Annotated in this window: 11 protein-coding genes; 5 read left to right on the top strand and 6 right to left on the bottom strand. The window is 73.6% G+C overall.

Features of this window, described 5'->3' with window-relative positions; translation table 11 throughout:
* Nucleotides 1-29: 29 nt before the first annotated feature.
* Entirely contained in the window at nucleotides 30-1,823 is a 1,794-nt protein-coding gene (locus AB0N63_RS30555) for a M4 family metallopeptidase (RefSeq protein WP_365533981.1), read from the top strand.
* 90 nt (nucleotides 1,824-1,913) lie between these two features.
* Here the strand turns inward: AB0N63_RS30555 and AB0N63_RS30550 are convergent, their stop codons facing one another.
* From AB0N63_RS30550 to AB0N63_RS30540, 3 genes are read right to left on the bottom strand one after another with little or no spacing between them, the layout of a single operon-like run.
* Nucleotides 1,914-2,276 carry a UBP-type zinc finger domain-containing protein gene (locus AB0N63_RS30550; protein ID WP_365533979.1) on the bottom strand — a complete coding sequence of 121 codons (363 nt, stop codon included), beginning with the start codon at nucleotides 2,274-2,276 and terminating at the stop codon, nucleotides 1,914-1,916.
* Complete coding sequence (locus AB0N63_RS30545) at nucleotides 2,273-3,748, bottom strand: ATP-binding protein (RefSeq protein ID WP_365533976.1); 1,476 nt, start codon at nucleotides 3,746-3,748, stop codon at nucleotides 2,273-2,275. Before AB0N63_RS30545 ends, AB0N63_RS30550 begins: the two co-directional genes overlap by 4 nt.
* A complete protein-coding gene (locus tag AB0N63_RS30540) occupies nucleotides 3,745-5,421 on the bottom strand; it encodes an FAD-dependent oxidoreductase (protein ID WP_365533973.1) in 1,677 nt (558 codons plus the stop codon). The genes AB0N63_RS30545 and AB0N63_RS30540 overlap by 4 nt, the downstream gene beginning before the upstream one ends.
* Nucleotides 5,422-5,686: 265 nt before the next feature.
* Between AB0N63_RS30540 and AB0N63_RS30535 the strand changes: the two genes are divergently transcribed.
* Complete coding sequence (locus AB0N63_RS30535; protein ID WP_365533971.1) at nucleotides 5,687-6,559, top strand: universal stress protein; 873 nt, start codon at nucleotides 5,687-5,689, stop codon at nucleotides 6,557-6,559.
* Nucleotides 6,560-6,572: 13 nt separating this feature from the next.
* Here the strand turns inward: AB0N63_RS30535 and AB0N63_RS30530 are convergent, their stop codons facing one another.
* From AB0N63_RS30530 to AB0N63_RS30520, 3 genes are all read right to left on the bottom strand, one after another.
* Nucleotides 6,573-7,808 (bottom strand): DUF4032 domain-containing protein, encoded by a 1,236-nt coding sequence (locus AB0N63_RS30530; protein ID WP_365533968.1) that lies wholly within the window; start codon nucleotides 7,806-7,808, stop codon nucleotides 6,573-6,575.
* A gap of 58 nt (nucleotides 7,809-7,866) precedes the next feature.
* Nucleotides 7,867-8,616 carry an MBL fold metallo-hydrolase gene (locus tag AB0N63_RS30525; RefSeq protein WP_365534087.1) on the bottom strand — a complete coding sequence of 250 codons (750 nt, stop codon included), beginning with the start codon at nucleotides 8,614-8,616 and terminating at the stop codon, nucleotides 7,867-7,869.
* A 102-nt stretch (nucleotides 8,617-8,718) separates the two neighbouring features.
* Entirely contained in the window at nucleotides 8,719-9,351 is a 633-nt protein-coding gene (locus tag AB0N63_RS30520; protein ID WP_365533965.1) for an alpha-ketoglutarate-dependent dioxygenase AlkB, read from the bottom strand.
* A gap of 204 nt (nucleotides 9,352-9,555) precedes the next feature.
* Between AB0N63_RS30520 and AB0N63_RS30515 the strand changes: the two genes are divergently transcribed.
* The 3 genes from AB0N63_RS30515 (at nucleotide 9,556) to AB0N63_RS30505 (ending at nucleotide 13,792) form a co-directional block, all read left to right on the top strand.
* The gene (locus AB0N63_RS30515) at nucleotides 9,556-10,281 is read left to right on the top strand and encodes a helix-turn-helix domain-containing protein (protein WP_365533963.1); all 726 of its coding nucleotides are present in this window, start codon (nucleotides 9,556-9,558) and stop codon (nucleotides 10,279-10,281) included.
* Between the two features lie 17 nt (nucleotides 10,282-10,298).
* Nucleotides 10,299-11,972 (top strand): FAD-binding dehydrogenase, encoded by a 1,674-nt coding sequence (locus AB0N63_RS30510; protein WP_365533960.1) that lies wholly within the window; start codon nucleotides 10,299-10,301, stop codon nucleotides 11,970-11,972.
* Between the two features lie 407 nt (nucleotides 11,973-12,379).
* Nucleotides 12,380-13,792 (top strand): M1 family metallopeptidase, encoded by a 1,413-nt coding sequence (locus AB0N63_RS30505; protein WP_365534084.1) that lies wholly within the window; start codon nucleotides 12,380-12,382, stop codon nucleotides 13,790-13,792.
* Nucleotides 13,793-13,883: the final 91 nt, after the last annotated feature.

The raw sequence follows: 13,883 nt of genomic DNA, 5'->3' as shown, positions 1-13,883 counted from the left end.
CGCCTTCACGAACGAAGGAACACCGAAGAGTGCACAGACCCCACATACGCAGCGTGGCGGTCGCCGTCGTGGTGACGACGGCCGTCACGTGCCTGGCCGGCCCGGCGCTGGCCGCCCCCGCCGCGGTGCCGAAGCGCACCGCGGCGTCCGCGCCCTCCGCCACCGCCCTGGTGGTCACCGCCGCCCGCGCCGCCGCCTTCGCCCACGCGTCGGCGACCGGCGTCACCCAGGGGGACGGGCTGAGCGCCGAGGACGTCATGCTCGACCCCGAGGGCGCGCGGCACGTCCGGTTCGTCCGCACCCACCAGGGCATGCCCGTGCTCGGCGGCGACCTCGTCGTCCATCTGAGCCGGACGCTGGCGTACACCGGTGTCACCCGGAGCGCCGACCACACCGTCAAGCCGGCCGCCGTCAAGCCGAAGCTGACGGCGGCCCAGGCGGCGGCCAAGGCCGCCGCCGTCGCCAAGGGCGCGGCGGGCACCGCCCAGCTCGTCGTGGACGCCCGCGGCGGCGCCTCGGCCCTCGCCTACCGGGTGCGGGTCGACGCGGCGGCCACCTCGGAGTCCACCGGCTCCCGGACCGTCGTCATCGACGCCGTCACCGGCGCGGTGCGCAGCGACGTCCCCGACAGCGACGAGTTCCTGTCGCCGAAGCTGCTCGGCGTCCTGCGCGGCGACGGGCAGGCCATCGACCCGGCGACGTACAACCATCCGCCGGCCGGTTCCTTCCACTCGGGCAAGGCCGTGGCCAACACCTTCCCCAAGACGGTCACGGGTTCCGGCTCGTCGCTGTTCGTGGGCACGGTCTCCCTGACCACGACCCAGACGGCCCGGACGACGTATCTCCTCAAGGACCCCACGCGGTACGGTACGGAGACGCGGGACGCGCAGGGCGCGGAGCTGGAGGACTTCTCCGGCGGCAAGAAGATCACCAGCAGCAACAACGCCTGGGGCAACGGCACGACCTCCAGCCGCGTCAGCGCCGCCGTGGACGCGCAGTACGGCGTCACTGAGACGCTGGACTTCTACGGCAAGAGCCTCGGGCGCAAGGGCATCGGGGACGACTCCAAGGGCGCCCGGGCCATGGTCCACTTCGGGAACGGGATCGCGAACGCGTTCTGGGACTCGACGTGCGGCTGCATGCTGTACGGCGACGGCGACGGGCAGACGTTCAAGAAGCCGCTCGTGGCGCTCGACGTCACCGGTCACGAGCTGACCCACGGCGTGGTGGACGCCACCGCCAAGCTGGAGCCCACCTTCGTGGACGTCTACGGCAACCAGTACGGCGAGCCGGGCGCGCTGAACGAGTCGCTGGCCGACATCTTCGGCTCCAACGTCGAGTTCTTCGCCGACAACGCCAAGAACCCCCCGAACTACCTGATCGGCGAGAAGCTCGGTCTGGCGCAGAAGTTCCTGCGCCGGCTCGACCACCCCTCGCTCGACAGGCTCGAGGGCACGATCGACTACTGGTCGCCGAGCACGTACTCCACCGAGGTGCACGCCGGTTCCGGGGTCTCCTCGCACGCGTACTACCTGCTCGCCGAGGGCAGCGGCCAGAAGACGCTCAACGGCGTGGCCTACGACTCGCCGACGTACCACAACGTGACGGTGAAGGGCATCGGCCGCGCCAAGGCCACCGCCGTCTTCTACCGGGCGCTGACCCGCTACATGGTCTCCTCGACCGACTTCCACGACGCGCGTGTCGCGACGCTGCAGGCGGCCAAGGACCTCTACGGCGCGACCAGCACCGAGTACAAGACGGTGGACCAGGCGTGGGCCGCGGTCAACGTCACCGCCGCCAACACCCCGGCCGCCCGTAACTGACGGCTCGCCGGACCCGGTGACACGGGGATGCCCCGCCCTCGGGCGGGGCATCCTCCTGTCCGCTCAGGTGTGTGTCCGCCGCCGCCCGGTTCAGCGCAGGGTGTCCGCCCAGTCCGGCGGGACCCGGCCCGCCGGGCCCGGCACCGGCTGGTCGGCCGGATGGGCGGCCGGCGGCGCCAGTTCGGGGCCGGAGGCGTACAGCTCGCCGGTGGCGAAGTTCCAGAACCACTCCTCGCCCGGCTCGAAGCTGCGGATCACCGGATGCCCGGTGTCCCGGTAGTGGGCGGTGGCGTGCCGGGAGGGGGAGTCGTCGCAGCAGCCGACGTGGCCGCAGGCCGCGCACCGCCGCAGATGGAACCACCAGCCGTCCGTCGCGTCGCACTCGACGCAGCCCGTGCCGCTCGGCGGCGCCGAAGGGTCGATCCCGCCGTCACTGTCGTGGTCACTGCTCATGCCGGCTCCTCGGAGGCGCTGATCGGGGACGGGACGTCGGTGGCCGGGGCGGTCAAAGGCAGCAGGACCTGGAAGCGGGTGTCGCCCGGCACGGACTCCACCCGCAGTCCGCCGTGGTGCTTGTCCACCACGATCCGCCAGGAGATGTCCAGTCCGAGCCCGGTGCCCTGGCCGACCGGCTTGGTGGTGAAGAACGGATCGAAGATGCGGTCGCGGATCTCCGGCGGCACCCCCGGCCCGGTGTCCCGGAACTCCACCAGCAGCTGCTCGTCGTGGCGTGCCGTGCGCACGGTCAGCGTGCCCTCGCCGCCGGCTTCCCCGATGGCGGCGACCGCGTTGTCGATCAGGTTGGTCCACACCTGGTTCAGCTCCGCCGGATAGCCGGGGACCCTGGGCAGCGTGCGGTCGTACTCCTTGACCACCCGGATGCCCGGCCCCCGCTTGCCGGCCAGCATCAGCAGGGTGCTGTCGAGGAGTTCGTGCACATCGGCGACCTGGTAGGGGGCACGGTCCAGCTGGGAGTACTGCTTGGCGGCGTCCACCAGCCGGGAGACCCGGGTGGTCGAGTCGGCGATCTCGTCCATCAGCAGCTCGGTCTCCACCGTGTAGCCGAGCCAGCCCATCGCCCCCGGCAGGATCTCCTCGTCCACGGCCGCCGCGACCTGCTCCAGCCAGTCCACGTCCAGCCCCGCCTGCACGAAGACGGGCGCCGCCTGCCAGCCCTGGGCCACCCCGTGCTCCTCCAGCCAGTCGGTGACGGCGTCCTCCCGGTCGGCGGCCTCCAGCGGGCTGAGCGCCGGCGCCTTGCCGACCCGCTCCGCCGTGCGCTCCTGGATCTCGATCAGGCTCGCCAACTGGTCGCGGGAGAAGGGCCCTTCGGCAATGACGGCCAGCTTGTGCCGCATCCTGGCCACCCGCTCCCGCAGCGCCGCCGTGGCCCGTACAGCGGCCGCCGCCGGATTGTTCAGCTCATGCGTCAGACCGGCCGACAACGAGCCCAGCGCCAGCAGCCGTTCCCGCTGCCCGACGGCCGCCTGGGTGTTCTTCGAACCGAAGAACAGCCCCTCCAGCAGATGCACCGCCATCGGGAACCACTCCCGCATGATCGCCGCGAAGGTCGCGGCCGGGAGCACGAAGAACCGTGTCGGCTCCGTCACCCGCATCGAGTTGCGGTACACCTGCTGGACCCGGTCGCCCAGATACGCCTGCATCGCGCCGCCGTACACCCCGCGCTGCGAGGTCCGGGTCACCTCCACGTCGTCCGCGCCGACCCGGCGGGAGAGCACCACCGTGCCCTCGAGCATCACGTAGAAGCAGGTGGCCGGATCGCCCTCGGCGTAGACCGGGCCGGGCTCGAACAGCTCCACCCGCCCCTCGGCGCACAGCCTGCCCAACTGCTCGGCGGACAGCTCCTCGAACAGGAACAGGGCGCCGATCTCCCGCGGGCTGCACGGCACCGGCCGCCCGCTCACGACTGCTCCAGATAGCGGTGCACCAGCATCACGGCCATCGCTCCCTCCCCGACCGCGGAGGCGACGCGCTTGGCTGACTCCGCCCGCACGTCGCCGGCCACGAACACGCCGGGCACATTGGTCTCCAGGTGGTACGGCGGCCGGTCCAGCTCCCAGCCCGCGGGCGGGCGGCCGTCGGCGGTGAGGTCCGGCCCGGTCAGCAGGAACCCGCGCTCGTCGCGCAGCACCGTGCCGTCCAGCCAGTCGGTCAGCGGAGCCGCGCCGATGAACACGAACATCCACTGCGCGTCCACCCGTTCGCTGCGCCCGGCGGCCACGTCGTGCAGCGTCAGCTGCTCCAGCCGCCCCGAGCCGTGCGCCTCGGCCACGACCGTGCCGGTGCGCACCGTGATGTTCGGCGCCTCGCGGATCTGCTGGATCAGGTAGTACGACATCGACGCCTCCAGCGACGGGCCGCGGACCAGCAACGTCACCGACTTCGCACCCCGGGCGAGGAACATCGCGGCCTGCCCCGCGGAGTTGGCCCCGCCGACGATGTACACGTCCTGGCCCTCGCAGGCGGGCGCCTCGGTCAGTGCGGAGCCGTAGAAGACGCCGCAGCCGGTCAGGTCGTCGGCGCCGGGCGCCGGCAACTGGCGGTAGGACACGCCGGTCGCCAGGATCACGCTGTGCGCGGCGACCGCCGAGCCGTCCGAGAACCGCACCGTGCGCGCCGCGCCGCACACCTCCAGGCCGGTCACCTCCCGCGCGGTCAGGATCTCCGCCCCGAACTTCGCCGCCTGCCGCCGCGCCCGTTCGGTGAGCTGCCCGCCCGAGACGCCGTCCGGGAAGCCGAGGTAGTTCTCGATACGGGAACTCTGCCCGGCCTGGCCGCCGGTGGCCGAACGCTCCACCAGCACCGTCCGCAGCCCCTCCGAGGCCCCGTACACGGCCGCGCCGAGCCCGGCCGGGCCGCCGCCGACCACGACGAGGTCGTAGAAGTCGGCGGCCGGCGTCGTCGCCAGCCCCACCCGGGCCGCCAGCTCCGGCGTCTCCGGCTCCACCAGGGGCGTGCCGTCCGCGGTGACCACCAGCGGCAGCCGCTGCCCGTCCTGCCCGGCCGCCTCCAGCAGCCGCCGCCCCTCGGGCGCGTCCGAGGAGTACCAGCGGTAGGGCACCTGGTTGCGGGCCAGGAACTCCCGCACCTGAGAGGACCGCGCCGACCAGCGGTGCCCGACCACCTTGATGCTGGGCACGGGCCGGTGGTCGCTGTGCCGCCACGCCGTCAGCAGATCGTCCACGACCGGGTACAGCTTCTCCTCGGGCGGGTCCCACGGCTTGAGCAGATAGTGGTCGAGGTCCACGACGTTGATCGCGTCGATCGCCGCGTCGGTGTCCGCGTACGCGGTCAGCAGCACGCGCCGCGCGCCCGGATACACGTCCAGGGCCTGTTCCAGGAACTCGATGCCGTTCATCCGCGGCATGCGGAAGTCCGCCAGGATCACCGCGACCAGGTCGCCGCGCAGCTTCAGCTCGCGCAGCGCCTCCAGCGCCGACTCGCCGGACTCCGCGCGCACGATCCGGTACGACTGGCCGTAGCGCCGCCTCAGGTCCCGGGCGACGGCACGGGAGACCCCCGGATCGTCGTCCACGGTCAGGATGACGGTCCGTGCCGGTTCCACGGCCTGTGCCATGTGTCTCCCGCCCCGGGCGGTCGGGCGGCGGCCCGGTGCCCCCGTCGTCCCGCCCACTCGCGCCCATCGTATGTTCGATCGCCCTGTCCCGCCCGGCGTCCGCACACCCACGCCGCCCGCCGTCCGCACACGGCCTCGCCCCAGCGTCCGGGCATGCGCCGGGCCCGCCCTGCGGGCACCCGTGCCGCACCGCGCGGGACGGCATGCGGAAGACTGGGCCGGGAAGGCCCGCGGGGCGCGAGGACGGCACAGGGAGGCGGACGGCATGACACGGCCGATCACGGCAGGGGTGGACGGATCCGAGGAGAGCCTGGCCGCGCTGGCCTGGGCCGGCCGGGAGGCCGTGCGCCGCGGGCTGCCGCTGCGCGTGGTGCAGGCGTGGACCTTCGAGACCCACGACGCCTTCGACCTCGGCGACCGCGACACCCAGCGGGACCTGGTGCGCGACCGGCTCGCCGAGTCGGTCCGCGCCCTCGCCGAACGCCACCCGGACCTGACCGTCACGACCGACGCCGTCGAGGACGGCGCCGTGGCCGCGCTGGTGGCCGCGGCCGCCGACGCCGAGGCGCTGGTGCTCGGCTCGCGCGGCAAGGGCCCCCTCGTCGGCTTTCTGATCGGCTCGGTCGGCCAGCAGGTGATCGCCGAGGCGACCCGGCCCGTCGTCCTGGTGCGCGCGGGCGACGAGCCCGCCGCCGAGGCCGCCGGCCGGGAGATCGTCGTCGGCCAGCACGGCACGCCCGAGGACAGCGCCGAGACCCTGCGGTTCGCCTTCGAGACGGCCGCCGCCCGGGGCGCCACCGTCCGGGCGGTACGCGCCTGGACCCTGCCGCCGGTGTTCGCCTACAGCCCCGGCTCGCTCAAGCTCCTCGACGAGGCCGGCGGCCTGGAGCCGTACGAGAGGAAGGCGCTGGCCGACGCGCTCCAGCCGTGGCGCGAGCGCTTCCCGGACGTGTCCGTCGTCGAGCACGTGGAGATGGGCAGCGCCGGCCAGGTGCTGCTGTCGACCGCCGACCGGGCCCAGCTGCTGGTCGTCGGCCGCCGGGCGCGGCGTACGGCGGTCGGCGCCCGGATCGGCTCCGTCGCCTACGGGGTGCTGCACCACGCCGGCTGCCCGGTGGCCGTCGTCCCGCACGCCTGAGCCGCGCCCGCCCTCACTCCGGCGTCGCTGGCTCCACGGCGCCGTCCTCCTTGGTCAGGACGGTGGCGACGTAGTCGGCGACGGCGGTGTCGAGGCCGATGTCGTGCTGCGCCCGCTCGGACAGGTACCAGCGGTGCTCCAGCAACTGGTGGTACAGCTCGGCCGGGTCCATGGCGCCGCGCAGCTCGCGCGGCACCGCCCGCACGGTGGGCCGGAACACCTCGCGCACCCAGCGGTGCGCCAGCACCTCCGGGCGCGCGGCGTGAGGGTCGCCCGGTGCGAAGTCGTCCTGGGTGGCCATCCAGCTCTCCAGGTCGCTCAGCAGCCGCCGCGCCTGGTTCTCCTCGGTGTCCAGGCCGGTCAGCCGCAGCAGTTGGCGCTGGTGGTGGCCGGCGTCGACGACCTTGGGCACGAAGGTGACCGTGTCGCCGGTGGAGGACGACTCGATCTGCATCTCGGCGACGTCGAATCCGAGGTCGTTGAGCCGGCGTATCCGGCGCTCGATGTAGTGGTACTTGCCCGCCGGGTACACCGAGGTGCGGGTCAGCTCCTGCCACAGCCCCTGGTAGCGGGCGCAGATCTCCGTGCCGAACTCCAGCGGGTCCACGGAGGGGTGCAGCGCCCCGGAGGCCTCCAGGTCGAGCAGTTCGCCGCTGATGTTGACGCGGGCGAGGTCCAGGTCGTAGTCGCGCTGCCCGTCGCTCAGCCGCGGATGCAGCTCGCCGGTCTCGGCGTCGACCAGATAGGCGGCGTACGCGCCCGCGTCGCGCCGGAAGAGCGTGTTGGACAGCGAGCAGTCGCCCCACGCGAACCCGGCCAGGTGCAGCCGCACCAGCAGCACCGCGAGGGCGTCCATCAGGCGGTGCACGGTGGCCGGTCGCAGCGTGGTCTCGAACATCGAGCGGTACGGCATGGAGCCGCCCAGGTGCCGGGTGATCAGCACCGGTTCCAGCGGGGCGCCCGAGCGGTCGGTGCGGCCGGTGACCACGCCGAGCGCGTCCACCGCCGGGATGCCGAGCCGGTCCAGGTCGCGCAGCAGCTCGTACTCCCTGAGTGCGGGCCGCTCCGCCAGCTCCTTGACGGCGATCACCTCGTCGCCGGCGCGGGCGTAACGCACCACGTGCCGGGAGATGCCGCGGGGCAGCGGCACGAGGTACTCCTCGGGCCACTGTTCGAGCGGCGTCTCCCAGGGCAGGGCGAGCAGCAGGGCGGGGTGCTCCGGGTTGGTGGCGCTGATCTGCAAGGCCATGGCCGCACCCTAAGGGTGCGGGGCGAATCCTGGCTCCCGAGGGCGGCGCGCGGGCGCCCTAGCGGGCGTGTTCGCGCGCCCGGCGTGCGGCCTCGCGCACCGGGCCCTTGTGCACGGGCCCGTGTCCGGGCGCCAGCACGTCCGCGTCGAGGTCCTCGAGTATGTCCAACGAGGCCAGCGTGCGGTCGCGTTCGTGGTGGAACATGGCGGGCAGCAGCTGCGGCCCCCGCACGCGCGAGGTGGGGTGGCCGCTGACCAGGGCGTCGCCGGAGACCACCACGCCGGCCTGCGGCAGATGGAAGACCGTGTGGCCCTGGGTGTGGCCGGGGGTGTGCACCGGGACCGGCCGTCCGGGCAGGTCCAGCGGCTCGCCCGCCGCCGGCAGCGCCTCGGGCTCGGCCACCGGGTTGTGCGCGGTGCCGCCGACGCGCAGCGCGTGCACGGCCCACGGCAGCACACCCGGCCGCCAGCCGTTGCGCAGCACCTGCCCCATGGTCACCTGGTGCAGGAACTCCCGGCGCGCGTGCGCCACTTCGGCCTCGTGCACCCGGACCGGGGTGCCGTACGTCTCGCGCAGGTACTGCGCCGAACCGAGGTGGTCGTTGTGCGCGTGGGTGATCAGCACCGCCGCCACCGCCTCGGGCGAACTGCCCACCGCGGCCAGCGAGTCGAGCACCTGCTGCCGGTCGCCCGGGTAACCGGTGTCGATGAGCGTCGCCGCGTCGCCCTCCGTGAGGATCACCCAGTTGGTGTTGCTGCCGTGCACCAGGTAGGCGCCGTCCGCCACTTGCCGCACGCCCGCCCGCATCGCCACGCCCGCCCGCATCGCCGTCTCCCCGCATCCTCGTGCGCCGTCGTCTGACGCGGGACAGCAAACCAGACGATCACGTGTCATCGTGCGCCGCCCTGCTCAGCGCACGCCGGAAGGCCGGAACTGGATGCTGATGCGCGGCTCGCTGACCCGGGCGCTCTTGGGCACGCAGTGCTCGAAGGTGCGCTGGCAGGAGCCGCCCATGACGATCAGGTCGCCGTGCCCGAGCGGCCGCCGCACGGTCGTGCCGCCGCCGTGCGCGGGCCGCAGCAGCAGGTCCCGGGGCGCGCCCACGGACAGGATCGCGACCATGGTGTCCTCGCGGGCGCCCCGGCCGGTCCGGTCGCCGTGCCAGGCGACGCTGTCCCGGCCGTCGCGGTAGTAGCAGAGCCCGGCGGTGGTGAACGGTTCGCCGAGTTCGCCGGCGTAGTGCGCGGACAGCGTCTCGCGGGCCTCGGCGAGGACCGGGTGGGGGAGCGGGGCGCCGGCGGCGTAGTAGGCGAGCAGTCGGGGGACGGCGACCACGTTGTCGTACATCTTGCGCTGCTCGGCCCGCCAGGGGACCTCGGCGGCCAGTTGTTCGAACAGCTCGTCGGCTCCGGTGAGCCAGCCGGGCAGGACGTCGATCCAGGCGCCGAGTCCCAGCTCCGTGCGGCGCAACCCGGCCAGGGAGCCGAGCCGCAGTTCGTCGGCCTGGTCGAAGAGGGAGCCCTGGAGGTGGTGCGCGGTCATGGCGCCAGCGTACTCCTTAATCGAAAGTCTGTTCCCTTTTGATCTTCCCTCGCGGCCTTCCGCGTCCGTCCGCTCCGGCTCCCCGCTCCCGTTCGGGGCCCCTCCGCCCGCTCCGGGTTCTGCTGAGATCTCGTCCGGAGTCTGGTCGATACATCGCCGTATCGGATACGTTCGTGTATCGAACGGGTGGGGAGAGAGGTCCGCATGGTGCAGGACGGTACGGAGCGGCGCGTCACCAGGCGCCGGGTGCAGACCCGGGCCCGGCTGCTGGAGGCCGCGTTCGGCGTCTTCGCCGCCAAGGGCTTCGGCCGGGTCTCCATCGAGGAGGTCTGCGAGGCCGCCGGCTACAGCCGGGGCGCCTTCTACTCCAACTTCGCCACCCTGGACGAGCTGTTCTTCGCCCTCTACCGGGACCGCGCCGACCTCATCGCCGACCAGGTCGCCGGGGCGCTCGCCGCCGACGGACCGGCCCTGGACGTGCCCGCCGCCGTGGACCGGGTCACCGAGTTGCTGCTGCTCGACCTGGACTGGCTCCTGGTCAAGACGGACTTCCTGGTGCACGCCGCCCGCGACGCGGCCGTCGCCGCGACCCTGCTGGAACACCGTGCCCGGCTGCGCGGCGCCATCGCCGGCCGGCTCGCCCGCGCCCACCGCCACACCCCGCTGCCCGCCGTCCTCGGCGGCGCGGAGGGCGCCGCCCACGCGGTCGTCGCCGCCTACGACGGCGTCACCACGCAGCTCCTGCTGGACAAGGACGTCGACGCGGCCCGCGCCTGGCTCAGGCAGCTGCTCACCGCACTGCTCACGGACGGCGGCACACCGGCCGGAGCGGGCCGCGGCGCGGGCGCCGCAGCGGATTCCACCGCCCCCGCAGAAGAGATCCCTGCGACAGAGGCCCCCGCCGAAGAACACACCGCCGAAGAAGACTGAGGAAGGAGACGGACGCCATGGACGCGGACGTCATCGTCGTCGGAGCCGGCCTGGCCGGTCTGGTCGCGGCGCACGAGCTGACCAGCCGGGGCCGCAAGGTCGCCCTCGTCGACCAGGAGAACGCCGCCAACCTCGGCGGCCAGGCCTACTGGTCCTTCGGCGGGCTGTTCCTCGTCGACTCGCCCGAGCAGCGGCGCCTGGGCGTCAAGGACTCCTTCGACCTGGCCTGGAGCGACTGGCAGGGCAGCGCGGGCTTCGACCGCACCGAGGACGAGGACTCCTGGGCGGTGCGCTGGGCGCGGGCCTACGTCGAGTTCGCGGCGGGGGAGAAGCGGTCGTGGCTCGCCGGGCACGGCGTCTCGCTGCTGCCCACCGTCGGCTGGGCCGAACGCGGCGACCTCAGGGCCGGCGGCCACGGCAACTCCGTGCCCCGCTTCCACATAGCCTGGGGCACCGGGACCGGCGTCGTGGAACCGTTCGCCGAGCACGCCCGGCAGGCGGCGCGGGACGGGCTGCTCACCTTCCACCACCGCCACCGCGTGGACGAGCTGGTGGTCGAGGACGGCACGGCGCGCGGCGTGCGCGGCACGCTCCTCGCGCCGGACGACTCGCCCCGCGGGGCCGCCTCCAACCGGGACCCCGTCGGGGAGTTCGAACTCACCGCGCAGGCCGTGATCGTCACCTCCGGCGGCATCGGCGCCGACCACGACATCGTCCGCCGCTACTGGCCCGAACGCCTCGGCACCCCGCCGGCCCGGATGGTCACCGGCGTCCCGGCCTACGTCGACGGCCGGATGCTGGACATCAGCGCCGAGGCGGGCGTACGGCTGGTCAACCGCGACCGGATGTGGCACTACACCGAGGGCATCCAGAACTGGAACCCCATCTGGCCCGGCCACGGCATCCGCATCCTGCCCGGACCGTCCTCGATCTGGCTCGACGCCCTCGGCCGCCGGCTGCCGGAGCCCTGCCTGCCCGGCTACGACACGCTCAGCACCCTCCGGCATCTGCGCACCACCGAGGACATCGCCCCGTACGACCACTCCTGGTTCGTGCTCACCCGGAAGATCATCGAGAAGGAGTTCGCGCTGTCGGGCTCCGAGCAGAACCCCGACATCACCGCCAAGGACGGCAAGGCGGTGCTGCGCGACCGGCTGTTCGGCAAGGGCGCGCCCGGCCCGGTGCGCGACTTCGTCCGGCACGGCGCGGACTTCGTCGTCGCCGACACGCTCGAAGGGCTCGTCGAGAAGATGAACAAGCTGACCGACGCGCCGCTGCTCGACGCCTCCGGGGTACGGCGCCAGATCGAGGCCCGCGATCTGCAACTGGACAACTCCTACACCAAGGACGCCCAGGTGCAGGGCATCCACAACGCCCGCCGCTACATCGGCGACCGGCTCGGCCGGGTGGCCGCCCCGCACCGCATCCTCGACCCGGCGGCGGGCCCGCTGATCGGCGTCAGGCTGCACATCCTGACCCGCAAGACCCTCGGCGGCGTCCAGACCGACCTGGACTCGCGCGCGCTCGGCCTGGACGGCCGGCCGATCGAGGGTCTCTACGCGGCCGGCGAGGTGGCCGGCTTCGGCGGCGGCGGCGTCCACGGCTACAACGCCCTGGAGGGCACCTTCCTCGGCGGCTGCCTCTTCTCCGGCCGGGCGGCGGGCCGCGCCGCGGCAGCCCAGACGGCCTGACCGGGCGGCCCGCCGCCGCTGTGGGCGATGCGGCGGGGGGCCGGCCCACAAGGGGTGGCTGCACCTCAGGAGCTGACGGCACGTCAAGGGAGGCTCCGTCACGGGTGGTTCGGCGAAAGAGGCGGTGCGGTGCGAGGGGTGACCGCGCCGGTTCCGCGGCGCGCCGCCCTCGCGCGCGGCACAGCGCGGGGCGACGCCGCGGCACCCGCCGTTCCCGCGGCGGGCGGCGTCCTCGCGCCACGCGGGGCCGTCGTGTCGCGCAAACGCGGCCGTTCCGCGGTCGACCACCCCTAGTCTGTGGGGCGTTGATCGCGCGCCATCCCCCGAGCCCCCAAGGAGTGCACGTGACGCCACCCCCGAACCGGCCCGCCGGAGCCGGACGCGCCGCGGCCCTGCGCCGCGATGCCGTGGCCGCCACCGTTCCCGTCGCCCTCGCGGCGCTGCTGGCCGCCGGCGGCCCCGCGGCGGCGGGCCCCGCCCACGTCGCGCACACCGGCCCCGGCCACACCGCGGCCCGCACCACCGGCTCCGCCGGCGCGGGCGACCCCTACTTCCCGCTCGCCGGCAACGGCGGCTACCACGTCGAGCACTACGACCTGACCCTCGGCTACGATCCGGACAGCGGCCACCTGGACGGCACGGCGGTGCTCACCGCCCGCGCCACCCAGCGCCTCACCCGCTTCGACCTCGACCTCAACGGCCTGAAGGTCACCCGGCTCACGGTCGACGGCGCCCCGGCCGCCTTCCGGCGCGACGGCCAGGAACTCGTCGTCACCCCGCGCACCGCCCTGCCCAAGGGCCACCGCTTCCGCGTCACCGTCGCCTACAACGGATCGCCCGAGCAGGTCACCGACCCCGACGGCTCCGACGACGGCTGGATCCGCACCGACGACGGCGCCTTCGTCGCCGGGGAGCCGCAGGGCGCCATGACCTGGTTCCCGGCGAACAACCACCCGACGGACAAATCGTCGTACGACTTCGCCATCACCGTCCCCAAGGGGCACACCGCGGTCGCCAACGGCGTCTACCTGGGCAGCCGCACCGCCGCCGGCCGCACCACCTTCCGCTGGCGCCAGGACGAGCCGATGGCCGCCTACCTCGCCACCGCCACCGTGGGCAGGTTCCAGGTCGAGCAGTACACCACCCGCGACGGCCTGAAGATCTACAACGCGGTCGACCCGCGTGAGGCGGACGACTCCGCCTCCGCGTTGAAGAAGCTGCCCTCGGTGCTGGAGTGGGAGAGCAAACTGTTCGGGCCGTACCCCTTCCGGTCGGCGGGGTCGATCGTGGACCACGCCTCCTCCGTCGGCTACGCGCTGGAGACGCAGAGCCGGCCCCTGTACGACTCGGCACCGAGCCTGAGCACCCTCGTCCACGAGAGCGCCCACCAGTGGTTCGGCGACTCCGTCTCCGTGACCCGCTGGAAGGACATCTGGCTCAACGAGGGCTTCGCGACCTACGCCGAGTGGCTCTACAGCGAGCAGCACGGCGGCCGCAGCGCGCAGGACCGGTTCGACGCGCTGTACGAGCGCCCGGCCGGCGACGGGCTGTGGGCGTTCCCGCCCGCCGACCCGGGCGACGGCGAGAACATCTTCGCCAGCCCCGTCTACTCCCGCGGCGCCATGGTGCTGCACAAGCTGCGCGGAGCCGTCGGGGACACCGCCTTCTTCCGCATCCTGCGCTCCTGGGCCGTGGACCACCGCCACGGCAACGGCACCACCGCGCAGTTCACCGCGCTGGCGGAGAAGATCTCCGGCAAGAACCTCGACGGGCTGTTCCGCACCTGGCTGTTCACGAAGGGCAAGCCGGACACCCCGTGAGCCCGACGGCCCCACCGGCCGCCGCGGCGCCGCGCCCCCCTTCGCGGGACGGTGCCGCCGGGCGGCCGGAACAGGCGCCTGCGGGCCGATT

Source organism: Streptomyces sp. NPDC093260, assembly GCF_040683715.1.
Lineage (GTDB): Bacteria > Actinomycetota > Actinomycetes > Streptomycetales > Streptomycetaceae > Streptomyces > Streptomyces sennicomposti.
The sequence above is the reverse complement of the archived record's forward strand: the minus strand, read 5'-3'. Positions and strand labels throughout refer to the sequence as shown.